This window comes from Candidatus Pantoea communis, from assembly GCF_011752685.1.
GTDB lineage: Bacteria > Pseudomonadota > Gammaproteobacteria > Enterobacterales > Enterobacteriaceae > Pantoea > Pantoea communis.
Genome location: NZ_VWXC01000033.1, coordinates 1 through 24,057, shown reverse-complemented (window position 1 = coordinate 24,057; position 24,057 = coordinate 1). Strand labels below are relative to the sequence as shown.

At 55.1% G+C, this 24,057-nt stretch carries 20 protein-coding genes; 10 read left to right on the top strand and 10 right to left on the bottom strand.

Annotation, left to right across the window (positions count from 1 at the left end; genetic code table 11):
* The first annotated feature begins 62 nt into the window (after positions 1 to 62).
* The 5 genes from glpE (at position 63) to malQ (ending at position 6,776) form a co-directional block, all read left to right on the top strand.
* Positions 63 to 389, top strand: a complete 327-nt coding sequence (gene glpE / locus F3J37_RS26435) for a thiosulfate sulfurtransferase GlpE (RefSeq protein WP_034819693.1) — start codon at positions 63 to 65, stop codon at positions 387 to 389.
* Between the two features lie 32 nt (positions 390 to 421).
* The gene (gene glpG, locus F3J37_RS26430; protein ID WP_166936597.1) at positions 422 to 1,246 is read left to right on the top strand and encodes a rhomboid family intramembrane serine protease GlpG; all 825 of its coding nucleotides are present in this window, start codon (positions 422 to 424) and stop codon (positions 1,244 to 1,246) included.
* Between the two features lie 41 nt (positions 1,247 to 1,287).
* Positions 1,288 to 2,046, top strand: a complete 759-nt coding sequence (locus tag F3J37_RS26425) for a DeoR/GlpR family transcriptional regulator (protein WP_034819687.1) — start codon at positions 1,288 to 1,290, stop codon at positions 2,044 to 2,046.
* 187 nt (positions 2,047 to 2,233) lie between these two features.
* Positions 2,234 to 4,639: a maltodextrin phosphorylase gene (gene malP / locus F3J37_RS26420; protein ID WP_166936595.1), complete on the top strand. Its 2,406-nt coding sequence runs from the start codon at positions 2,234 to 2,236 to the stop codon at positions 4,637 to 4,639.
* Between the two features lie 91 nt (positions 4,640 to 4,730).
* On the top strand, positions 4,731 to 6,776 hold the full coding sequence (gene malQ / locus F3J37_RS26415; protein WP_166936594.1) for a 4-alpha-glucanotransferase: 2,046 nt from the start codon (positions 4,731 to 4,733) through the stop codon (positions 6,774 to 6,776).
* Between the two features lie 37 nt (positions 6,777 to 6,813).
* Here malQ and nfuA read toward each other — a convergent pair whose 3' ends face one another.
* Together nfuA and gntX are read right to left on the bottom strand one after the other, a co-directional pair.
* Entirely contained in the window at positions 6,814 to 7,389 is a 576-nt protein-coding gene (gene nfuA / locus F3J37_RS26410; protein ID WP_034819678.1) for a Fe-S biogenesis protein NfuA, read from the bottom strand.
* Between the two features lie 58 nt (positions 7,390 to 7,447).
* Positions 7,448 to 8,125, bottom strand: a complete 678-nt coding sequence (gene gntX / locus F3J37_RS26405) for a DNA utilization protein GntX (RefSeq protein WP_166936592.1) — start codon at positions 8,123 to 8,125, stop codon at positions 7,448 to 7,450.
* A 34-nt stretch (positions 8,126 to 8,159) separates the two neighbouring features.
* On the opposite strand from gntX, the gene bioH reads away from it, so the two are divergent.
* Positions 8,160 to 8,933, top strand: coding sequence for a pimeloyl-ACP methyl ester esterase BioH (bioH, locus tag F3J37_RS26400; RefSeq protein WP_166936590.1), 774 nt, complete (start codon positions 8,160 to 8,162; stop codon positions 8,931 to 8,933).
* Here the strand turns inward: bioH and F3J37_RS26395 are convergent.
* Together F3J37_RS26395 and F3J37_RS26390 are read right to left on the bottom strand one after the other, a co-directional pair.
* On the bottom strand, positions 8,914 to 10,602 hold the full coding sequence (locus tag F3J37_RS26395) for an alpha-amylase family glycosyl hydrolase (RefSeq protein WP_166936588.1): 1,689 nt from the start codon (positions 10,600 to 10,602) through the stop codon (positions 8,914 to 8,916). The two genes, bioH and F3J37_RS26395, sit on opposite strands and share 20 nt — an antisense overlap.
* Before the next feature lie 127 nt (positions 10,603 to 10,729).
* Positions 10,730 to 13,060, bottom strand: a complete 2,331-nt coding sequence (locus F3J37_RS26390) for a Tex family protein (RefSeq protein ID WP_166936601.1) — start codon at positions 13,058 to 13,060, stop codon at positions 10,730 to 10,732.
* A 204-nt stretch (positions 13,061 to 13,264) separates the two neighbouring features.
* On the opposite strand from F3J37_RS26390, the gene greB reads away from it, so the two are divergent.
* On the top strand, positions 13,265 to 13,753 hold the full coding sequence (gene greB, locus F3J37_RS26385) for a transcription elongation factor GreB (protein WP_097119380.1): 489 nt from the start codon (positions 13,265 to 13,267) through the stop codon (positions 13,751 to 13,753).
* Between the two features lie 121 nt (positions 13,754 to 13,874).
* On the opposite strand, the gene yjbE is transcribed toward greB, so the two are convergent.
* Positions 13,875 to 14,117 (bottom strand): exopolysaccharide production protein YjbE, encoded by a 243-nt coding sequence (yjbE, locus tag F3J37_RS26380; protein WP_034819662.1) that lies wholly within the window; start codon positions 14,115 to 14,117, stop codon positions 13,875 to 13,877.
* A 514-nt stretch (positions 14,118 to 14,631) separates the two neighbouring features.
* Between yjbE and ompR the strand changes: the two genes are divergently transcribed.
* Together ompR and envZ are read left to right on the top strand one after the other, a co-directional pair.
* Positions 14,632 to 15,351, top strand: a complete 720-nt coding sequence (ompR, locus tag F3J37_RS26375) for an osmolarity response regulator transcription factor OmpR (RefSeq protein WP_001157751.1) — start codon at positions 14,632 to 14,634, stop codon at positions 15,349 to 15,351.
* Entirely contained in the window at positions 15,348 to 16,706 is a 1,359-nt protein-coding gene (envZ, locus tag F3J37_RS26370; protein ID WP_058960579.1) for a two-component system sensor histidine kinase EnvZ, read from the top strand. Before ompR ends, envZ begins: the two co-directional genes overlap by 4 nt.
* Positions 16,707 to 16,863: 157 nt before the next feature.
* Here envZ and pckA read toward each other — a convergent pair whose 3' ends face one another.
* The 5 genes from pckA to F3J37_RS26345 all read right to left on the bottom strand — a co-directional run bounded on the left by pckA (position 16,864) and on the right by F3J37_RS26345 (position 22,927).
* Positions 16,864 to 18,483, bottom strand: a complete 1,620-nt coding sequence (gene pckA, locus F3J37_RS26365; RefSeq protein WP_166936586.1) for a phosphoenolpyruvate carboxykinase (ATP) — start codon at positions 18,481 to 18,483, stop codon at positions 16,864 to 16,866.
* 269 nt (positions 18,484 to 18,752) lie between these two features.
* A complete protein-coding gene (gene hslO, locus F3J37_RS26360) occupies positions 18,753 to 19,625 on the bottom strand; it encodes an Hsp33 family molecular chaperone HslO (RefSeq protein WP_166936585.1) in 873 nt (290 codons plus the stop codon).
* Between the two features lie 25 nt (positions 19,626 to 19,650).
* Positions 19,651 to 20,052, bottom strand: a complete 402-nt coding sequence (gene hslR, locus F3J37_RS26355; RefSeq protein ID WP_166936583.1) for a ribosome-associated heat shock protein Hsp15 — start codon at positions 20,050 to 20,052, stop codon at positions 19,651 to 19,653.
* Between the two features lie 13 nt (positions 20,053 to 20,065).
* On the bottom strand, positions 20,066 to 20,734 hold the full coding sequence (gene yrfG, locus F3J37_RS26350) for a GMP/IMP nucleotidase (protein WP_166936581.1): 669 nt from the start codon (positions 20,732 to 20,734) through the stop codon (positions 20,066 to 20,068).
* A gap of 51 nt (positions 20,735 to 20,785) precedes the next feature.
* Complete coding sequence (locus F3J37_RS26345) at positions 20,786 to 22,927, bottom strand: intracellular growth attenuator family protein (protein ID WP_166936579.1); 2,142 nt, start codon at positions 22,925 to 22,927, stop codon at positions 20,786 to 20,788.
* Between the two features lie 397 nt (positions 22,928 to 23,324).
* On the opposite strand from F3J37_RS26345, the gene nudE reads away from it, so the two are divergent.
* Entirely contained in the window at positions 23,325 to 23,891 is a 567-nt protein-coding gene (gene nudE / locus F3J37_RS26340) for an ADP compounds hydrolase NudE (RefSeq protein WP_058960584.1), read from the top strand.
* Positions 23,892 to 24,057: the final 166 nt, after the last annotated feature.

Sequence of the window (24,057 nt, the reverse complement as noted above, 5' to 3'; positions counted from 1 at the left end):
TTATCGCGACGGATTCTCAGGTTAAACTAGGCGCTAATTGTGACGACCTTATGAGAGACACCATGGAAAACTTCGAATGTATTTCGGTTCAGCAGGCTAACGAGCACCTGGCACAAGGCGCGCAGCTGGTGGACATTCGCGACCCACAAAGCTATGCCATGGGCCACGCGACAGGCTCGTTACATCTGTCGAACGACAATCTGGCGGACTTTATCGCGCAGGCGAATCATGAGCTGCCGGTGCTGGTGATGTGCTATCACGGCAACAGCAGCAAAGGTGCAGCACAGTTCCTGTTAGGGCAGGGATTCAATGCCGCGTATAGCATCGATGGCGGTTTTGACGCCTGGCGCGCCGTGTTTCCCTCGCAGGTAGATACTGGTAGCGTCTGAGACGATCACACAAAGGAAGGAGAACCCGCACGATGCGCATCACTCAGTTCAACAACCCACGTATGGCGCAGGCGTTTGTGGATTACATGGCAACGCGCGGCGTCACGCTGCGAATTGAGCGCGAAAGCCACTATGTCATTATGCTGGACGATGAAGGCCGGCTGGAGATGGTTGAAAACGAACTTGCCCAGTTCGTACGCGACCCTAATCATCCGCGCTATCAGGCCGCCAGCTGGCATACAGGCAGTACCGAAAGTGGCTTGCGCTATGAACGCAGCAACATCTGGGCGAATATTCGTGAACGCGCAGGCCCGCTCACCATGACGATCATGATCGCCTGCGTGGCGGTGTTCATCATGATGCAGATTGTCGGTGATGATGTGGCGCTGGATTGGCTGGCGTGGCCTGCTGACTCCTCACAGTATTTCCAGGTGTGGCGCTGGTTTAGCCATGCGTTGTTGCACTTCTCACTGCTGCACATCCTGTTCAATCTGATGTGGTGGTGGTATCTCGGTGGCGCAGTGGAAAAGCGTATTGGCAGCGGTAAGCTGTTTGTGATTATGCTCATTTCCGCGCTGTTGAGCGGCTGGATGCAGGCCAAATTCAGCGGTGTGCTGTTCGGCGGACTATCGGGCGTGGTGTATGCACTGATGGGTTATTGCTGGCTGCGTGGCGAGCGCGATCCCGAAAGTGGCATTTATCTGGAGCATGGTCTGATGGGCTTCGCTATTGTATGGCTGATTATTGGCTGGTACGGCGCTTTTGGGCTGCCGATTGCTAACGCTGCACATGTCACCGGCTTGCTGGTCGGCCTGGCCATGGCGTTTGTCGATACGCGCAATGTGGCTCGTCGGTAGCAGGTATAAAAAGAAAACGGCTCTGAGCCGAGGAGAGAGATGTGAAGCAGACGCAACGTCATGACGCCATTATCGATTTGGTGCGACGCCAGGGATATGTCAGTACGGAAGAGCTGGTGGATCACTTTGAGGTGAGCCCGCAAACCATTCGGCGTGACCTGAACGATCTGGCCGATCAGAATAAAATCCAGCGCCATCACGGCGGCGCGGCGCTGCCTTCCAGCTCTGAAAACACCGCATGGCAGGACCGCAAAATGATGTGGTCAGCGGAAAAAGCGCGCATCGCCGAGCGTGTGGCGAGCCAGATTCCGGATGGTGCCACGCTGTTTATCGATATCGGCACCACGCCGGAAGCGGTGGCGCATGCGTTGCTGAATCACAACAATCTGCGCGTGGTGACCAACAACCTCAATGTGGCGATTTTGCTGATGGCGAAGCCGGATTTCCGCGTCATCATCGCTGGCGGCGAAGTGCGTACGCGGGATGGCGGCATCATGGGTGAAGCGACGCTGGATTTCATCTCCCAGTTTCGCCTCGATTACGGCATTCTCGGCATCAGCGGCATCGATATGGATGGCTCACTGCTGGAGTTCGATTACCACGAAGTCCGCACCAAACGCGCGATAATCGAAAACTCGCGCTGCGTGATGTTGGTGGTGGACCATTCGAAATTTGGCCGTAATGCAATGGTGAACCTGGGGAATATGAGCCTGATTGACTACATGTATACCGATCAGACGCCGCCCGCCAGCGTGCTGAAGGTGATTGAGCAACACGAAGTCCATCTCGAACTCTGCTAATCCATCCTGTCGGGGCGGTTGCTGTGCCGCCCGCAGGATGGCATCTGGTTGCGCGCCAAGCTTAAATCCACTTTTTTTCCCTCCATCCGCATTTCTCTGTCGCTTTTTTCTTCGCCCCCGGCTTTACTTATCTTTTCTGGTTATGCGCTCGCCCGTCTTTACCGTTAACGGACTCGAAGGGATTGATATGTCGCAGCAAAAATTTAATAAAACACGTTTCGACGCCGCACTCACCCGCCAATGGCAGCACCTTGGACTCACCTCCGCCCAGCAAATGACACCGCATCAGTGGTGGCAGGCATTAAGCCGTGTGCTGACCGAGATGCTCGCCACGCAGCCGCCCGCCACACCGCGCGCAGGCCAACGCCATGTGAACTATCTGTCGATGGAGTTTCTTATCGGCCGCCTGACCGGCAACAACTTGCTGAATCTGGGTTGGTACGACGAGGTGAAGGAAGCGCTGGCAGCGCATCAGGTAGAACTCAGTGAGTTGCTGGAGGAAGAGGTGGATCCGGCGCTCGGAAACGGTGGATTGGGGCGCCTGGCCGCGTGTTACATGGACTCGATGGCCACTGTCGGGCAGGCCGCGATGGGACATGGCCTTAATTATCAGTACGGTTTGTTCCGCCAGACCTTTGACGATGGCCAGCAAAAAGAGGCGCCGGACGACTGGCAGCGCAACAGTTATCCGTGGTTTCGCCATAACGCCGCGCAGGATGTGCAGGTTGGCATCGGCGGCAAAGTGAAGAAAAACAGCGATGGCTCGCTACAGTGGCGACCTAAATTTCATCTTAAAGGTGAAGCCTGGGATTTGCCGGTGGTCGGCTACCGTAATGGTGTGACGCTGCCGTTACGTTTGTGGCAAGCCAGCAGCGTGCATCCGTTCGATCTCACCCTGTTCAATGATGGCAAGTTCCTGCAGGCCGAACAGCCCGGCATTGATGCTGACAAACTCACCAAGGTGCTGTATCCCAACGATAATCACGCAGAAGGTAAACGCCTGCGCCTGATGCAGCAATATTTCCAGTGCGCGTGTGCGGTGGGCGATATTCTGCGCCGCCACCATCTTGCCGGGCGCTCGATCCACACCTTGCCCGATTTTGAAGTCATCCAGCTCAACGACACGCATCCCACTATCGCCATCCCGGAGATGCTGCGTATCCTGCTGGATGAGCATCAGTTGAGTTGGGATGAAGCCTGGCACATCACCAGCCGCGTTTTCGCCTATACCAATCACACGTTGATGCCGGAAGCGCTGGAGCGTTGGGATGAGTCGCTGGTGCGCGATCTGCTGCCGCGCCATATGCTGATCATCCGCGAAATTAACCAGCGTCTGAAAAAAATCGTCAAGAAGCAGTGGCCCGGCGATAGCGCGACATGGCAAAAGCTGGCGGTGGTGGCTGATGGACAGGTGCGTATGGCGAACCTGTGTGTGGTGAGTTGCTTCGCCGTGAATGGCGTGGCTGCGCTGCACTCTGAGCTGGTGGTGAAGGATCTGTTCCCGGAATACCACCTTCTGTGGCCAAACAAATTCCATAATGTGACCAATGGCATCACGCCGCGCCGCTGGTTGAAGCAGTGCAATCCATTGCTGTCGAACCTGATTGACGAAACGTTGCAGGTGGAGTGGGCCAACGATCTGGATGCGCTGGAGTGGCTGGCGCCCTATGCGCGTAAAAAAGCTTTCCGTCAGCAGTTCCGCACCATCAAGCAGCAGAACAAGCTGCGCCTGACCGTATACATCAAACGCGTGACCGGCATTGATGTAAATCCCGATGCACTGTTCGATGTGCAGATTAAGCGGCTACACGAATACAAACGCCAGCACCTCAGCCTGCTGCATATGCTGCACTGCTATCGTCAGCTGCGGGACAATCCTGATAACCCCGACTTTGTGCCGCGCGTATTCCTGTTCGGTGCCAAGGCCGCGCCGGGCTACTACCTTGCCAAGAACATCATCTACGCCATTAACAAAGTGGCCGAGGTGATCAATAACGACCCGAAAGTCGGCGATCGGTTAAAAGTCGTGTTTATCCCTGACTATCGCATTACCGCCGCCGAGTTGATGATTCCGGCAGCCGATCTCTCGGAGCAAATCTCGACCGCCGGTTATGAAGCGTCCGGCACCGGGAATATGAAGCTGGCGCTGAACGGCGCGCTGACCATTGGCACGCTGGATGGTGCGAACGTCGAAATCGCCGAAGCGGTGGGCGAGAAGAACATCTTTATCTTCGGCAATACGGTGGATGAGGTTAAGGCGCTCAAAGCCAACGGTTACAGCCCGAAAAAACTGCGCAAACAGAATAAGTATCTGGATGGATTGTTGAAAGATCTGGAGAAGGGCAAGTTCAGCGAAGGTGATAAGCAGGCATTCGATATGCTGCTCACCAGCCTGACCAAAGGTGGCGATCCCTGGCTGGTGCTGGCCGATTTCGACGCTTATCTCGACGCGCAGCAACAGGTTGAAGCCTTGTGGAAGAACCCGGAAGCCTGGACTAAAGCGGCGATTCTCAACACCGCGCGCACCGGGCGATTCAGTTCCGATCGTTCGATTCGCGATTACCAGCAACGCATCTGGCAGGCCGCGCGCTGATTTCCAGCTCGCTATTGATGGCCGCTCGACATGGTTTCGATAAGGTTTTCGTCGGATACGTATTGATGCGCACTGCACCCAAGGAGACGTGATGACGTTCAGCAAACTGGATCAGGCCGCGCAGGAAGCGGGTATTGCGGTAGATTTTACCAATGCGAACGGTGAGCGGGTGCGCATTAGCGACGACACCAAACGTGCACTGCTGGCGGTGATGAATACGCCGGAAGGTAAAACGCCACCACTGCCACCGGTGCTGGTTTTCACTCCGCGCCGTCCGCGTCAGTGTTGCCCGCAGGGCAAAGGCGAGTTTAGCTGGCAGTTTGAAACCGAACACGGCAAAACTTACAGCGGCACGCTACAGGCGGGGGAAGCCTTCGCGTTGCCGCCGCGTCTGGCGCAGGGTTATCACCGTTTGACCTTGCGGCAAGGGCGTCAGCAGTGGCACTCGCGCATTATTATCGCGCCACGTCGCTGCTATTTATCCGAATCGCTAGCGCAAGGCGACAAACGCTGGGGAGCGCTGGTGCAGCTTTATACGCTGCGATCCGATCGCAATTGGGGGATCGGTGATTTTGGCGATCTTGCGCAAATGCTGGAGCAGATCGCCGCTCACGGAGGCGATTTTGTTGGCCTCAACCCGCTACACGCGCTTTATCCTGCGCAGCCTGACCACGCCAGCCCTTATAGCCCCACCTCGCGTCGCTGGCTGAATATGCTGTATATCGACGTTAATCAGGTGGCGGCATTCGCTCAAAGCGCTGAAGCACAGCGCTGGTGGAAACTCGCCAAAACGCGCAAGGCTGTGCAAGCCGCGCGCGCCACTGACTATGTCGATTATCGGGCGGTGGCTGAGTTGAAAATCACCGCGCTACGCCTGTCCTGGCAGCATTATCAGCCTGAGCAGGAATTCCTGCAATTTGTCGCCGAGGGCGGCGATCATCTGCGCTATCAGGCGGCGTTTGACGGCATTCTGGCAGAACGCAGCGCTCAGCAGGAGAAGGAGTGGGGTTGGGCGTCATGGCCGGAAACCTGGCGCAATGCCCATCAGCCAGAAGTTCAGCAGTGGTGTGCTGCACATGAGGACGAGATTCAATTCTGGTGTTGGTTGCAGTGGCTGGCGCAGCAGCAATTTGCCGCCTGCTGGCAGCGTAGCCAGCAGCTCGGCATGACGGTGGGATTGTACCGGGATTTGGCGGTCGGTGTGGCGCAGCACAGCGCAGAAACCTGGCAGGACCCGCAATTGTATAAGCTGGGGGCTTCGGTGGGGGCACCGCCGGATCGCCTGGGGCCATTGGGGCAAAACTGGGCGTTGCCGCCGCTTGATCCGCATGAGATGCGCGCGCGCGGCTATCAGCCTTTTATCGATTTATTGCGCGCCAATATGCGTGATTGTGGCGCGTTGCGTATCGATCACGTGATGGCGTTATTGCGGCTGTGGTGGATTCCGTACGGCGAGACAGCGGATAAAGGTGCTTACGTTTCGTATCCGGTGGAGGATTTGATGGCGATTCTGGCGCTGGAAAGTCAGCGCCATCGCTGCATGGTGATCGGCGAGGATCTGGGCATTGTGCCGCCGATCATCGTTCGCATGATGCGCAGCCACGGCATTTTCTCGTGGAAAGTGCTGTTCTTCGAACAGGAGCGCGATGGCCGCTACCGCCAGCCTGCGGCTTATCCTCGACAGTCGATTGCCAGTGCCAGTACTCATGATTTACCCACGTTGAGCGGATTCTGGCAGGCGGAAGATTTGGCATTGGGTGAAAAGCTCGGCATGTATCGCGATAGCGTGCTGCACTCCCTGCAACAACAGCGCACGGCACAAAAGCAGGCTTTGCTGGACGCCTTACAGCAGGCGGGGGCCATGCCAGCTCGCAGTCGTCAACCTGCGTTGAAGCAACCGCTGACGCCGGCGATCAATGTGGCGATGCACCGTTACCTGGCTCGCACGGAAAGCGCATTACTGGGATTGCAGCCGGAAGATTGGCTCGGCATGACAATGCCGGTCAACGTGCCTGGCACAGTGGATGAGTATCCCAACTGGCGGCGCAAGTTATGTGTCACGCTGGAAGAGATGTTTGCCGACAAAGCCGTGAAGCAAGTTCTGACAGCGGTGAATGACGGACGCAAAGCGAGGTAGAACCCTGCGGCAGCGCGGGTGCGCTGCCGCAAGAAAATCAATAGTAAGAGTGCTCGCCGCGCTGGTGTTCAGTGAGGTCACGCACACCTTTCAGCTCAGGGAAGGCCGCCAGCAACTCTTTCTCAATGCCATCTTTCAGCGTGACGTCGATCATTGAACAGCCGTTACAGCCGCCGCCAAACTGCAGAATCGCGTAACCGTCATCGGTGATTTCCATCAGGGATACACGACCACCGTGACCCGCCAGCTGTGGGTTGATCTGCGCTTGCAGCAGATACTCCACGCGCTCAACCATTGGCGCATCATCAGACACTTTACGCATCTTGGCGTTTGGCGCTTTCAGCGTCAGCTGGGAACCGAGGTTATCGGTGACAAAATCGATCTCAGCATCTTCCAGATAAGGCGCGCTCAGCTCATCAACATAGGCTGACAGCTTTTCGAACTTCATTTCAGTATCAGTGGCTTCTACTGCATCGGGTGGGCAGTAAGAAACACCGCATTCCGCGGTTGGCGTACCCGGATTAATGACGAATACGCGAATTTGTGTGCCATCTTCTTGTTTTGACAGCAATTTTGAGAAGTGCTCTTGCGCAGCATCAGTAATAACGATCATGGCGATTGCTCAATAGTTGACTAAATTACTTGGTTATAATACGCCCAACGCCGACGCTCTACAAGGTACGACACAGGCAGCCAATATGCACGCTGGCCGCGCCTTGCGCCAGCAAAATGCGGCTGATTTCTGCCACCGTGCTTCCGGTGGTAACCACATCGTCGATGAGCAGGATATGGCGTCCGCGCACCGGCATTTCAAGGGAAAAGGCCCCGCGCAGATTCTTTTTCCGTGCCGAAGCGCGCAACGCATGCTGGACCAACCCCCGCCGTCTGCGGCGCACCCCCGCACGATATTCACAACCTAGCCAGTGTGCCAGCGGTTTTGCCAGCAGCTCAGCCTGATTATAGCCACGCTGCCAGGCACGACGCCGATGTAACGGCACACTCAACACCAAATCGATGCGCGGCGTAAGGTTATCGCGGCGACTGTTTAACAATTTTAACAAAAGGAGTCGTGCCAGCATCACTCTGAGTGCGGTTGCCCGAGAAAATTTCAGCTGGATGACCCAATCACTCAGCGGCGGCAGGTAATCACTCACGCAAGTCAGGCTGTGCCACGGCGGTGGACGACGCAGACAGCGGCCGCACCATCGGGTGCCGCTGGCCGGCAGCGCACAGCAGGGGCAGATCGCGGGCAGCGCCGGGATTTGTTGCACACAGCGGCTGCATAGCCCGTGCCTGGCAATCTGTAATGGCAGGCGGCATAGCCAACACAGGGCAGGGATTGATAGCATAGCGGCCTCTTTTCACTTTTCGGGAGTGTAACCGATGAGTTCGCTTTACTGGCACACCACAGGCACAGGCGATCGCGATCTTGTGCTGCTGCACGGCTGGGGATTGAATGCCGAAGTGTGGCAGAACATTGTTCCACGACTCAGCCCGCATTTTCGTCTGCACCTGGTGGATCTGCCCGGCTTTGGCCGCAGCCAGGGATTTGGTGCACTGACCTTAGCCGACATGGCTCAACAGCTGCTTCCACAACTTCCTGAGCGTGCAGTGTTGCTCGGTTGGTCGCTGGGGGGACTGGTTGCCAGCCAGATTGCACTGACGCAGCCTGAACGTGTCACCGCGCTGATTAGCGTGGCGTCGTCGCCCTGTTTTACCGCGCACGAGGATTGGCCGGGCATCAAGCCTGAGACGCTGGAGAGCTTCCAGCAGCAGCTGAGCAATGATTTCCAGCGCACCGTAGAACGTTTCCTGGCCTTGCAAACCATGGGTACGGAAAATGCGCGCCAGGATGCACGTCAGCTCAAAGATGTGGTGCTATCGCAGCCAATGCCTTCGGTCGCGGTGCTGGAGGGTGGGTTGGAGATTTTGCGACAGGACGATCTGCGTACGGCGCTGGATAATCTTGCGCTGCCGTTTATGCGTATCTATGGATCACTCGACGGCCTGGTGCCGCGTCGTATTGCGGCGGAGCTGGATGCGCGCTGGCCGGCGTCGCCATCGGTTGTGATGGAGAAGGCCGCCCACGCTCCCTTTATCTCTCATCCTGATGCGTTTTGTCAGCAGGTGCAGCAGTTTATCCACGCAGCCACATAAATTGCCACGCAGCCAGTGTCATCGGCTGGCTGCCGTCGATCTTCTCGCCGCTAATCACATCCTGAAAATGTCGTGTCTGTGGCAGATGCGTGGTGACTTCCCGGCTGCTGAGATTAAACACGCACAAGAGCCCGTCATCACTGCCTGGCGCATGTCGTCGCAACATCAGCACGGTATTTTCACTCTCCAGTAGCGTCATCGCATTATCCGGGTGGAACGCACTCTGGCGGGTGCGCAGCTGGATCAATGCGCTGAGTCGTTCATATACCTGCTGACGCAACGGGTCATCGCCGCTGATCCACTGTTCCATTTCACGCAAACTGTATTTCTGGCGATTGATGGCGCGGTTGTGTCCTGCCGCGCGCACGCCTTCATTGTCGTTGCGCGATCCCAGAATACTTTGGATATAGATCGCCGGCACGCCCGGAAAGGCGAGCAGAATGGCGTGTGCCAGCAGGAATCGGCGCAGACGCGTGTCATCGTCATCATTCTGCTGGTTGAGAGCATCGAAATAGGTGACGTTAATTTCGTAAGGGCTGGTGGTGCCATCGGGGTTGTTTTTATAAGACACCAGCGCCCCTTCCAGCGCCAGATCTCGCACCAGCGCCACGATCTCCACTTCTGACAGAATACCGCGCGCAGGATTGAGGCCAATGCCATCGTGTGAGGCAAGAAAGTTGAAGAACGTGGTGGTGCCGTTACCGGTGCCCAGCGTGCTGGCCCATTGACGCAGCGCGCGTGCGGATCCTGAATGAATGGCATGGAGCACCAGCGGCGGCAGTGAAAACTGATACACCATCTGCGCTTCGTCGTGCCCGTTACCAAAATAGCTGATGTTGTCTTTATGCGGCACGTTGGTTTCGGTGACGATCACCGTACCCGGTGCGACTTCGTTAGCGATGGCGCGAAACAGCTTCACCAGTTGGTGGGTCTTGGGCAGGTGAATACAATTTGTACCCGGCGTCTTCCACATATATCCCACGGCATCAAGGCGAACGTAATCGGCACCTTTGTTCAGGTAATCCAGCAATACGTCGACCATGTGAATCAGCACTTCAGGATTGGCAAAGTTAAGGTCGATTTGATCGGCGCTAAATGTGGTCCAGATAAAGCGTGTGTCACCATCAGCCATCTCAAAGGGCGTGAGCAACGGCGAGGTGCGGGGACGCGTCACGGCGCTGAGATCGGTGGCCGGCGGCATGCTAATAAAGAAGTCGTCCCAGCCGGGATCCTGCGCCAGAAAGTGGCGAAACCATTGGCTGTGCGCCGACATATGGTTGCAGACAAAATCGAACATCAGCCGGGTTTCACTGTGCAGCGCTGCGATATGCTGCCACTCGCCACAGAGAGGATTCACCTGGTGATAATCAATCACGGAGAAGCCATCGTCGGAGGAGTAGGGAAAGAACGGCAGCAGATGCACCAGGCTGAAAGTGGATTGCAGATGCTGCTGATAGAAGTGCGAGAAGCTGGCGAGCGTGGGCTGATCGGATTCACGGAACTGATCCGCGTAGCTAATCAGCACCACATCCTTTTCATCCCAATGGGCTTTGCGTGGCAGTTTAGCGGTATCTCGCGCTGCACGAATGTGGGAAAGCAGACGCTCACGTGCGGCGACGGGGAAGCGGCCTGCGTAAATCTCATCAAGTAGGGCGTTGATTATGTCCATCAGATCGTCGGGCCACGCGGAAGGTCATTTTTTCACACGGATTTTTTCAGCGTAGACGGATGAGGGGATTTATCAAATGTGTACGCGCGGAGCGAAGCTGTCTCCGCGCGTTATTCAGGGCTGGGCGTTAGCGTTTTTTGCCAAATGCTGCTGCCAGCGCATCACCCATCGCGCTATTGCCTGCAGGTGCATTGGCAGGTTTACCGCGTCCTTTGCTGTTAGCGGCGGGACGTGCATTCTCTTTGCCGCTATTGCGATTATTGCCGCCGCGCGCATTGCTCTCGCCGGGCTGTTCGTCAAGACGCATGGTGAGGGCGATGCGCTTACGCTGCATATCCACTTCCATCACCTTCACTTTGACGATATCGCCCGCTTTCACCACCTGATGGGGATCTTCGACGAACTTTTCTGACAGTGAAGAGATGTGCACCAGACCATCCTGATGCACGCCGATATCCACGAAAGCACCAAAGTTGGTGACGTTGGTGACCGCGCCTTCCAGAATCATGCCCGGCAGCAGGTCGTTCAGCGTTTCCACGCCTTCGGCAAACTGTGCGGTTTTGAACTCCGGACGGGGATCGCGCCCCGGTTTCTCCAGCTCTTTCATGATGTCGGTGACGGTTGGCAAACCAAAACGCTCGTCGGTGAAGTCGCGCGCGTTGAGATCACGTAACCCACCCGGGTTGCCCATCAGTTCGCTTAGCGCCTGTTCAGTCGCGGCCAGAATACGTTCGACCAGCGGGTAAGCTTCCGGGTGCACGGTGGAGGCATCCAGCGGGTTATCGCCGTGATTGATGCGCAGGAAGCCGGCGCACTGCTCGTAAGCTTTTGGCCCAAGACGGCTGACTTTCAGCAACTGCTGGCGATTCTGGAAGCGGCCGTTCTCATCACGCCAGGTGACAATGTTCTGCGCCATCATGCGGGTTAAGCCTGCCACGCGCGTCAGCAAGGCGACTGAAGCGGTATTCAGATCCACGCCGACGGCGTTTACGCAGTCTTCCACCACCGCATCCAGCTTCTTCGCCAGTTGGCTTTGGCTCACATCATGCTGATACTGGCCGACACCGATGGATTTCGGATCGATTTTCACCAGCTCGGCCAGCGGATCCTGTAAGCGACGCGCAATGGAGACGGCGCCGCGAATGGAAACATCCAGATCCGGGAATTCCAGCGCGGCCAGTTCCGATGCGGAGTAGACCGATGCACCAGCCTCACTGACAATCACTTTCTGCGCGTTGATCTGCGAGAACTGCTTCTGCACGTCGAGGAAGAAACGCTCGGTTTCACGTGAAGCGGTACCGTTACCAATCGCCACCAACTCCACCTGGTGTTGGATGCACAGTGCTGCCACAACCGATGCGGCTTTCGCCACCTGCCCGGTGTGCGGATAGATGGTGTCATGTGCCACCAGTTTGCCGGTGGCATCCACCACGGCGACTTTCACGCCGGTACGCAGGCCCGGATCGAGGCCCATGGTGGCGCGCATGCCTGCCGGAGCCGCCATCAACAAATCGTGCAGGTTGCGGGCGAATACGTTAATCGCTTCATCTTCTGCGCGTTCGCGAATGGTGCCCATCAGTTCGGTTTCGAGATGCAGCAGCACTTTGATGCGCCAGGTCCAGCTCACCACCGCTTTACGCCAGCTGTCTGCCGGAGCATTGTTCAGACGCAGTTGCAGGTGATCGGCGATCAGCGTTTCACCGTGGCTTTCGCGCGGCGCTTCTTCGAATTGTGGATCGGCGTTCAGAGAGAGTTGCAGCACGCCTTCATTGCGACCACGGAACATCGCTAGCGCACGGTGAGAAGGAACGGTACTGAGAGGTTCGTGGTGATCGAAGTAGTCGCGGAATTTCGCGCCTTCTTCCTCTTTACCTTCCACCACACGCGCTACCAGATGCGCGTTTTTCCACAGATAATCACGCACTTTTGCCAGCAGCGTGGCGTCTTCGGCAAAACGTTCCATCAGGATATAACGTGCGCCATCCAGCGCTGCGCGCACATCGGCGACGCCTTTATCCGCATTCACATAGCTTGCAGCCAATGACTCGGGTTCCTGAGAAGGATCGCTCCATAGCGTTTCAGCCAGTGGCTCCAGGCCCGCTTCGATGGCGATCTGCCCACGCGTGCGACGTTTCTGCTTATAAGGCAGATACAGATCTTCCAGTTCAGTTTTGTTCAGCGTGCCATTGATGGCCGTGGCGAGTTCTGGGGTGAGTTTGCCCTGCTCGTCGATGGATTTCAGAATTGACTGGCGGCGATCTTCCAGCTCACGCAGATAGCCAAGGCGGCTCTCCAGCTGACGCAACTGGGTATCATCCAGCCCACCGGTCACTTCCTTACGATAACGTGCGATAAACGGCACGGTGTTCCCTTCATCCAGCAAGCTTACAGCGGCGTCAACCTGGTCGGCGCGAGCCTTCAGCTCACTTGCGATAATCTGGCTCAGTGAATCTTTCATCATCATTAACAATGCTTACACAGGGTTGGAAAACAGGGGACAGTTATACGGATTGGGGCGGCAAATTGCCAGCCGGGGACAGGTGAATCCGTCTTTTTCTGAATGCAGCGCGCACATCGCTGTGCACACCTTGCTGAGAGCAAAGCAGTCGCTTATTGTTGGCCTCTTTGCAGTAACGATACCTTGTTATCACGAGTAGACGTCATGAAAACCCAACTGATTACCCGCGAAGGCTATAACAAATTACGTGCCGAACACGACCATTTGTGGAACGAGAAGCGTCCGGAAATCACAAAAATTGTCTCCTGGGCGGCTAGCCTTGGTGATCGTTCAGAAAACGCCGATTACACCTACAACAAGCGCCTGTTACGGCAGATAGACCGCCGTGTGCGCTATCTGCGCAAATGCCTCGCCGATCTGAAAATTGTCGATTATGCGCCGCAACAGGAAGGAAAGGTGTTCTTTGGTGCCTGGGTTGAGGTGGAAAATGAACAGGGTGATGCAAAGCGATTCCGCATTGTGGGGCCGGATGAAATCTATGGCGATGCGGTTAAGGATTACATCTCCATTGATTCACCGATGGCCCGTGCGCTGATCAAGAAAGAGGTGGATGACGAAGTCGTGGTGAATACGCCGGAAGGACAGAAAGTCTGGTTTGTTAACTGCATCGAGTATGTGAAGAACCCCGAGTAAAAAAGAGGCGGAGAATAATGGCTTGGGTAAAAAAGCCTTGGGTGCAACTTATTCTCCGGTGGCGAAATGGGCTGGCGTAAAAGGGAGGCGCCGCAGCATTGCTGCGCCTGAAAGATTTGGATTATTTGCCTGGCGTGGTCGCGGTGGTGGTCGATGTGCTGCTGGTGCCTTTGTCACCGCCGCCCATGGTTGCCAGCGCCACCCCTAACAGTGCACCCACGGCACCCACACCAATCGCGTCTGAATTGCCTTTGGCGGTAGTGGAGGCCTCGGCTCCCGCCGCTTCACCCGCGCTGGTGGCCGCATGAGCCTGAGAAAGGCTGACCAGCACCAGTACACTCAGCAAGACCGCAGATTTTTTCATTTTTCTCTCTCCAAAGATGCGCAATATCAGCAGGAACCCTTGCAGTTTCTGAGATCGTTGTGCGGGAAGAAAGTGCTGATTAGTGTCTGATTAATCAGACTTTATTTAACACTGGCCTTATCTGGCGCGAGATGCGTATTGTTCCTAGAGCAGATGAGCACTGAAAACGAAAAGAGCCAGATATTATGCTGCGAATGATCGCCCATCGAACGATTCTGGCCTGCCGACTTAAGCCAAATAGCCCCAAATGCTGTGATAACGAGCGGTCTTCGGCCCGGTGATCCATTTTCGAAAAGAAAACCGCGTAAATTTTCGGATTAGCGCTAAGCGGCTGGAAAGCCCCGATAAAAAGCGGGAGACAACGCGCATTTCAGGGCTTAAATTAAATATAAGCTGCTGTTTAATATGCTTTGTAACAATTTCGGCTAGAATATAAACCATTAATAACTGTCACATGCAGGCATCTTTTTTACACAATATTGACTCAGGCAATGGCGCCTTTGGGAGTTGAACAATGCAAGAGAACTACAAAATTCTGGTCGTCGATGATGATATGCGTTTGCGCGCACTGCTCGAACGCTATCTCACCGAGCAGGGCTTTCAGGTGCGCAGTGTCGCCAACGCCGAGCAGATGGATCGTCTGCTAACTCGTGAATCATTCCATTTAATGGTGCTGGATCTGATGTTGCCAGGCGAAGATGGCTTGTCCATTTGCCGCCGTTTGCGCAGCCAGAGCAACCCGATGCCGATCATTATGGTGACGGCAAAAGGCGAAGAAGTGGATCGTATCGTTGGGCTGGAAATCGGCGCTGATGATTACATTCCGAAGCCGTTTAACCCACGTGAACTGCTGGCCCGTATTCGTGCCGTGCTGCGCCGTCAGGCCAATGAATTGCCAGGTGCGCCTTCACAGGAAGAAGCGGTTATCGCCTTCGGTAAGTTCAAACTGAACCTCGGCACGCGTGAGATGTTCCGTGAAGATGAGCCAATGCCGCTGACCAGCGGTGAGTTTGCAGTGCTGAAAGCACTGGTGAGCCATCCGCGCGAACCGTTATCACGCGATAAGCTGATGAACCTGGCGCGTGGCCGTGAATATAGTGCGATGGAACGTTCTATCGACGTGCAGATTTCCCGTCTGCGCCGCATGGTAGAAGAAGATCCGGCGCATCCACGCTACATCCAGACCGTTTGGGGTCTTGGCTACGTCTTCGTTCCGGACGGCAGTAAAGCATGAGGCGATTGCGCTTCTCTCCTCGCAGTTCGTTTGCCCGCACCCTGTTATTGATCGTTACCTTGCTGTTCGTCAGCCTGGTAACGACCTATCTGGTGGTGTTGAATTTCGCCATTCTTCCAAGTTTGCAGCAGTTCAATAAAGTCCTCGCTTACGAAGTGCGTATGTTGATGACCGATCGACTGCAGTTGGAAGATGGCACGCAACTGGAAGTGCCACCTGCCTTCCGGCGTGAAATTTATCGTGAACTGGGTATTTCGTTGTACACCAACGCAGCGGCAGAAGAGAGTGGCCTGCGCTGGGCACAGCATTACGAATTCCTTAGCGAGCAGATGGCGCAACAGCTGGGTGGCCCGACCGATGTCCGTGTTGAGGTTAACAAGAATTCCCCCGTGGTCTGGCTGAAAACCTGGTTGTCGCCAGACATCTGGGTGCGTGTGCCGTTGACTGAAATCCATCAGGGCGATTTCTCGCCACTGTTCCGCTACACCCTGGCGATTATGTTGCTGGCGATCGGCGGTGCCTGGCTGTTTATCCGCATTCAGAACCGACCCCTGGTCGACCTGGAGCATGCAGCGCTTCAGGTCGGTAAAGGCATCATTCCTCCTCCGCTGCGTGAGTATGGCGCATCGGAAGTGCGTTCCGTAACGCGAGCCTTTAACCAGATGGCGGCGGGCGTCAAACAGCTTGCCGATGACCGTACGCTGCTGATGGCGGGTGTCAGTCATGATTTGCGCACCCCCTTAACACGCATTCGTCTCGCCACCGAGATGATGAGTGAACAGGATGGCTATCTGGCCGAGTCGATCAATAAAGATATCGAAGAGTGCAACGCCATCATCGAGCAGTTCATCGACTATCTGCGTACAGGGCAGGAGATGCAGACCGAACGCGCCGATCTCAACAGCGTGTTAGGCGAAGTGGTGGCGGCGGAAAGCGGCTATGAGCGTGAGATTGAAAATGCGGTGATGCCGGAAGAGTTGATGCTGGATATCAACCCGCTGTCAATTAAGCGTGCCGTGGCGAATCTGGTGGTGAATGCCGCGCGTTATGGTAACGGCTGGATCAAAGTCAGCAGCGGTCAGGAACTGAATCGCGCCTGGTTCCAGGTGGAAGATGATGGTCCGGGTATTAAGCCCGATCAGCTTCAGCATCTGTTCCAGCCTTTTGTACGTGGCGATAGCGCACGCAGCACCAGCGGCACCGGCTTAGGGTTGGCGATTGTGCAGCGTATTATCGATGCGCATGAAGGCTCGCTGGAGATAGGTGAGAGCGAGCATGGCGGATTGCGCATTCGCGCGTGGTTGCCGATACCGGAGAATAACGGTACGGCGTTAGTCAGCACGCATCATAGTTAACGCTTCGCTCAGATAAATGTGGAGCGATGACTGTTTCGCCTGCAGGCATCCGCGACTGGCTGCGTAGCCCTCAGCACCACAGTTGTTAGCATGGGCGTAAAAATCACGCCGCTTAAGACTGAGTATCAATGAGCCGCCATTTGGCGGCTCATTCACTTCACAACTGCGGGCCAGCCTGAACCAGCGCTTTGCCGGCATCGTTATCGGTATACTTCTCAAAGTTGGTGACAAAACGCTGCGCCAGACCCTGCGCGGCCTCATGCCACGCGGCTTCATCCGGCCAGCTGCGACGTGGATCCAGAATCGCATCATCGACTTTTTCCAGGGTCACAGGCATCTGCAGGTTAAATACCGGTAGCGTTTCCATCGCTACGTCGTCCAGCTCACCCGCCAGAATCGCATTGATGATGGCGCGGGTATCTTTCAGTGAAATACGTTTACCGCTGCCATTCCAACCGGTATTCACCAGATACGCTTTTGCACCCGCTGCTTCCATACGCTTCACCAGCACATCGGAATATTGGGTTGGATGCAACGTCAGGAAGGCCGCGCCAAAACAGGCTGAGAAAGTTGGCGTTGGCTGGATGATACCACGCTCGGTGCCAGCCAGTTTGGCGGTAAAACCCGACAGGAAGTGATACTGGGTTTGTTCCGGTGTCAGGCGTGAAACCGGCGGTAGCACACCAAAGGCATCAGCGGTCAGGAAAATAACGCGTCGCGCATGGCCCGCTTTGGAGACCGGCTGCACGATGTTTTCAATATGCTCAATGGGATAGGAAACGCGCGTGTTTTCAGTTTTGCTGGCATCAGCATAATCAACGCTGCCATCTGCCCGCACCACGACGTTCTCCAGCAGGGCATCACGGCGGATAGCGCGATAGATCTCCGGCTCAGCTTTCTCCGACAGATTGATGGTTTTGGCGTAGCAGCCACCTTCGAAGTTGAAGACACCATCATCATCCCAACCGTGTTCGTCATCGCCAATCAGCTGACGATCGGGATCGGTGGACAGCGTGGTTTTGCCAGTGCCAGAAAGACCGAAGAACACCGCGACGTCACCCGCTTTACCCACGTTCGCCGAGCAGTGCATTGACGCGATGCCTTTCAGCGGCAGCAGGTAGTTCATGATGGCGAACAGGCCTTTCTTCATCTCGCCGCCGTACCAGGTGCCGCCAATCAGCTGCATGCGTTCGGTGAGGTTAAAGGCGACAAAGTTCTCAGAGTGTAAACCCTGAGCCTGCCAGTCCGGGTTGGTGCATTGCGCGGCGTTCATCACCACAAAATCCGGCTTAAAGGAGGCCAGCTCGGCTTCATCAGGGCGGATAAACATGTTTTTGACGAAATGCGCCTGCCAGGCGACTTCCATCACAAAACGCACACTCAGGCGGGTGTCGGGATTCGCACCGCAGAAAGCGTCGATGACAAACAGACGTTTGCCAGAGAGTTGTGCGGTGCAGCGATCTTTCAGCGCCTGCCAGGTTTCCTGCGACAACGGCTGGTTGTCATTTTTACCGTTGCCGACATCATTCCACCACAAGGTGTCACGCGTGGTGTCATCGCGCACGATGTACTTATCTTTTGGTGAGCGCCCGGTAAAGATGCCGGTATCCACGGCAATGGCGCCGCTCTGCGTCAGGGTGCCTCGCGCATAACCTTCCAGTTCCGGGCGGGTTTCTTCCTGAAACAGCGTATCAAAGTCAGGGTTGTACACCACTTCTGTGGTGCCGCTAATGCCCAAAGCGGCAAGGTCTTGCGATGTCAGGCCGTGAACGCGCATGTGGCTGCTCCTTAAATCGATGCTTCATAGCGTTTTTATGAGGGGGTCTGCGTCCTGTCGTGCATAGCTGGACGGGGCAGATCGCGCGCAGTGTACACGTCTGAGCAGGGCGTAAAAGTGAAGAGAGTTAAAAATGCGAGCTGGAACGTGACAAGCAGTGAATTCTGCCAGTTAAGAAACTAAAGTCAGTGTAAGTTAGTTAAATTAGGCGGAAGTTGATGGGTTAATTCCTGACAAAAATGCGGGCGGCGATGCCGCCCGTAGGGGGATTAGTGCAATTGATCGCTGTTATTTGTAGGTGCGTTGCGAATCGCGGCAATGTCTACGGCATCGTAAACATAATGCGAACCGCAATAGTCGCAGTGCATATCGATCTTGCCATCCTCTTCGAGGATTTCATCCACTTCTTCAACCGGCAGCGTATTCAGTACTTCGCCACAGCGTTCGCGTGAACAGGTGCATTTGAAACTGACTGGGGTCGGATCAAACACCGTGGCCTCTTCCTGATGATACAGGCGCCACAGCACATCCGTCGCGGGCAGCTCAATCAGCTCTTCGCTCTTCACGGTTTCGGTTAGAGTGGCCAGATGATTAAAATCATCCTGGCTCGGCTCTTGCGCAGGCAGCACCTGCAACAGAATACCGGCGGCGCCTTTATCGCTGGTACGAATAAACAGGCGAGTTGGCAACTGCTCAGAACGCATGAAGTAATCTTCCAGGCAGCCAGCCAGCGTATCGGCTTCCAGACCGACGACACCCTGATAACGCTCGCCTTTTTCCGGAGAAATGGTGATGACCAGATAGCCGTTGCCCACCATCTCTTTTAGGCTGCTACCCGGTGTAATATCGGCATCTTCCTTCACGCGTGCAACGCCACGTAATTCCTGATTATTATTGCCGTTGATCACCGCCAATGTCAGTGGACCATCGCCCTGTAACTGAACGGTGATGTCGCCATCGAATTTCAGCGTTGCGGTCAACAAGCTGGTCGCGACCAGCAATTCACCCAGCAGGTTTTTCACCGGTTCGGCGTAGTCGTGGTTTTTGACAATCTCACGCCAGGTTTCGGATACGTTGACCAGCTCGCCGCGAACGGCGACATTTTCGAACAGGTAACGGTGCAATTGATCTTGAACAGACATAGTGTTTCTCTCGTTGGGGCGACGGTTATTCATCGCCCGACAATTTAAATTTCATCAGATCGCGGCGCTCTTTTTTATCCGGGCGGCGATCGGGGTGCGGCATGGTCAGGGCATTCATTTTGCGCGCCAGTGCCGTTTTTTCACGCTTCTCAATGCTGGCGGCGGTCTCCGCATACATCTCTTGCGCCTCAGTAGCAGGGCGACGTTGATCGCCAATCGCGGTGATCACCACCGTTCGTTCATCGTTGCCCTGGCGCAGCGTTAGCTCAGCCTGCAGTTCCACAATTTTACTCGGTTTGCTGCGCTGACCGTTGTAATGCACTTTACCGCCATCGATCATTTCGCGAGCCAGCGCGCGCGTTTTATAAAAACGTGCAGCCCACAGCCATTTATCGAGGCGGACACCTTCGCTGGTTTTTTCTTTCATTGCGGCTCCTGCTTTAACGCAGCGTTTCAAACAACTGGCGATAGTCTCGCACTGCAGCATGACGCTGGAAAGATTGATCGGGCCGACCGGAATCCGGATTGCTGACGCCTAAACACCAGCGAATGCCCCAGCGTGCCGCCGCATCGAGGATCGCTTCGCTGTCATCAATAAACAGCGTGCGCTCGCTATCGAATGCAGTTTGCTGCTGAACGGCCTGCCAGAGACGTGGATCCTCTTTCGGATACCCAAAGGTATGGGTAGAAAGTAATAAATCAAGGTGGGGAGCCAAACCGGTTTGCTCCAGCTTTACCTCGAGGTTGTACGGATGCGCATTGGTCAGCAAAATGGTGCGTTTACCCGCAGCACGTAGTGCCTGGAGTAGCGGCAACGTATCCTCGCGCATGGCGGCACGGTGACGTTTTTCCCATGTCATGGCGCGGATATCTAAGGCCAGCTCTTGCGACCAGTAATCAAGACAATACCAGTTTAGCGTATGCACCACGGCTTGATACTTTTGCTGAATCAGCTGATGTGCCTCGGCCAGCGTGATATCACGCTCGCGGCTCAGGGTTTCCGGAACGTGCTCCAGCCAGAAATGGCGGTCAAAGGCGAGATCGAGCAGCGTGCCATCCATATCCAGCAGCACGGTATCAATCCCGGACCAGTTTAGCGTCATCGTCATACTCTCTCGCCCTAAAAAATAGGGCGACAGGGTAGCACAGAAGGGAAGGGCTCAGAACAGTGAGCGCACGCTCTGCATAGTGCTCAGATTGTGATTGAAGCACTTGTCGTAATACTGCTGAATTTCCACCATGCGCAGGCGATTACGATGCACACGTCGCAGGGCCAGTAGCCCATTGGTGACGCCGCAGAGGATCAGCACCAGCATCAATAATGCAGTACCGAGGTATCGCCATTGCGCCATCGCATCCGGTTCATTGTGCAACGCAATGTGGCGTGTGCCGTTAGCGTCAGTGGTGATGCTGGTAATGATGCCGTTGGCAGCAAACGGCGTGTGCAACAGCATGCCGGACATGCGTTGTAATTCGCGCCATTGCGATGGTGCATCAAGATCAAACAGCGACACGGAAGGCTGTGGCTGATTCACCATCTGACGACCCTCATCACTCACTATCAGGAAGCCGCCCGGTGGTGGGCTATTCAGATTTTCTGCTGCACGACGGGTTTCACGCGAGAAGAAGGTCGAGGTCGCGGTATTCACCAGGTTCTCCAGCGCTTCCGCACTGACCGGGCGTAACAGCACGTTCATGCCGTTAAGCTTGCCGGAATCTGCGCGGTGGATCAGTGAATCCCAATCCTTAGCATTGCCCAGATTCACCAGGGCATTTTTCAGCCGGACGCAATCTTGCTGCTGGCTGCACAGATCCTGTGTTTTCAGCACTAAATCAGAGAAATCATCCAGCAGAATCATGCCCGATTTCTGAATCGCGGAGGCGAGCTGTGGATTGAGTTTCGGATCGGTGTTGGTTTCCGGATGCAGCTGACGTGTGGTGGTATCAAGCAGAGCGGCAGCTTTATCGATGATATCCGACTGCGGCTGCGGCAGAGGTGCTGCGTTATTCCAGTAAATGGCTGAGCAATCGAACGGCATATACGCATAGCTGCGATTGCTTTGATAGTTGCCCGGTACGGAACACATGCCGGTTCCGCTCACCTTCAGGTTGTCACCGATGTGCAGCGGCAGGGCGTTGAGTTTATCCACGCTATTCACTTCAATGCTTTCGGTGCCTTTTACCCATGCGAGGCTGAGCTTGATTGGCATACTGAGCGGAATCCAGGTAAACAGCATCACCAGCACCACCAGCGAACCACATGCCAGCACCAGATTTTTGCGCCAGCGCTGAACCGGGAAGTTGCGAACCTCATCGTGCAGGGAGAGGAAACGCCCCTGGCGCACCACTTGCCGATTCAGATAGATGTCGACATCCGTCACCTGGCCCAAATCGTGCGCCACATAGGGTTGCCAGTGGGCGGGATAAATTAAATCGATAATGCCCAGCGAGATATTGCTCTGCTCCTGATTAGATTCACCAAATAGGCCCCAACGTTTCGGTGCTCCGCGCAAGCAGTGCACATCGCGCAGCCCTTTTTCACCCGGGAAGCGGTAAAGGAACCACAAGCTAACCGCAATCATTACGCAGGCTGACAGGGCAATCCACAGCATCAGGCTTCCGGGCAACACCAGGCTGAGGAAGAACAGCAGGAAGGCAAAGCAGATAACAATGGCCTCGCGCGTGCCATCCGGCCGCGATAGACGGTACTCTTCCGGCGATTCTTTACGCACCTGTAGTAGCTCGACATTTTCGCTCTCCTCTTTACGAATAGAGGCGTTGGTCGACATTGAGCGCACCAGCGGCGGCAAGGCGGGTTGTTCTACGGCATAGTTTACTAACGAGTGACCGTTGAGTGAGATCACCAGCGGCAGCGTTTGAGTGCGGATCAGCTCAACATAATTTTCTTCCGCAATGTACTGCTCCCACAGCGGTGGCAGATGTACTTCCACTTCATCGAGGTAGTAGCGCCATTGATGCGCATCATCCGTTGAGAGGCCATAGCGAGTGATGGAACGTGTGACGGGATAAACATTGTTGCTCTGCGCCGTGAGCGTCAGGGATTCGGTCTCACGCGACTTCTTTGAGGAGCGGGCAGCACTCTGTTTTTGCTGTTTCGCCAGGGACGCAATGTACGCTTCAACGGCGTGACGTTCTTCATCAGTGAGTTTGCGGCAAGGGGGACTTATAAACGGCAGCGGTTTCGCCAACGGCGGACGATGCCGCATAGCGTACCAATAACCTATTCCTGCTATCAGAGAGCAGGCCAGCATGACAGCCAGAATGGTGATAAAAGTGCTCATGCTTTGCTCAATCCAGCCAAAAAACTGCCTTCACGTTTACGATGTGCTCCCGATGGAACCATTATTACCAGTCAATTTTGGCGAGCAGAAGTCATTCTTACAAGAAAAAACTCAGATAAAATAACGCGCAAAATCATTGAATTATAATTTATTAGATTATTCCTTAATGGGATGTTAACCACAGGGCACTCAATTAAATATCGGTATTTTCTGAATTTAACAAAACCCCATTGACTTATTGTGAAAATTTAAGTGTATAGATAACAATAAGTTGTTAGCAGACGTAAGAAAATGTGTGTCACGATGCTTTCCCTGCGCTGCGTGTCGCACATTGCTGCGGGCTTCGGTATGCTGGCGTCATCGCGATTCACAAGGCTGTGCTAAGTTTGAGGCTGATATGAAAACTCCAATGAAAAAACCTGACATCCTCAACGTGGAAGCGGTGGCCCGCTCCCGCTTGTTTACTATTGAAGCGGTTGATCTCGCTTTCAGTAACGGTGCACGCCGTGTCTATGAGCGTATGAAACCTTCCAACCGGGAAGCGGTGATGATTGTGCCGATTCTGGGTGATGATGTGATCCTGATTCAGGAATATGCCGTAGGGCTGGAAAGCTATGAGTTGGGTTTTCCTAAGGGGTTAATTGACCCAGGCGAAAGCGTGTTTGAAGCCGCAGACCGTGAGTTAAAAGAAGAAGCCGGCTTTGGTGCCCGGGAATTAGCAACGCTGGGCAAACTCACCATGGCGCCGTCCTACTTCTCCAGCAAAATGAACATTGTGGTGGCTGAGGGGTTGTATGAAGAGAAGCTGGAAGGGGATGAACCTGAACCGCTGATTGTGCACCGCTGGCCGCTCAATAACCTGCTGGCGTTGCTGGACGAGCCAGATTTCCGCGAAGCCCGGAATGTCAGTGCGCTGTTCCTGGTGCGTGAGTGGCTGGTGAAGCAGGGTCGATTGACCTACTGAATACGACAAATACGCAATAAAAAAGCCGGCGAATACGCCTAATGCCGATCAGTTAAGACAAAAATGATCGGTTGAACGATCCGGCAGTTCTGCAAGAATCCGTAATCTCTCAGGGATTACGGATTTTTTTATGCTTCTCAGTCAGGCTCTCGATATCGTTCATAAG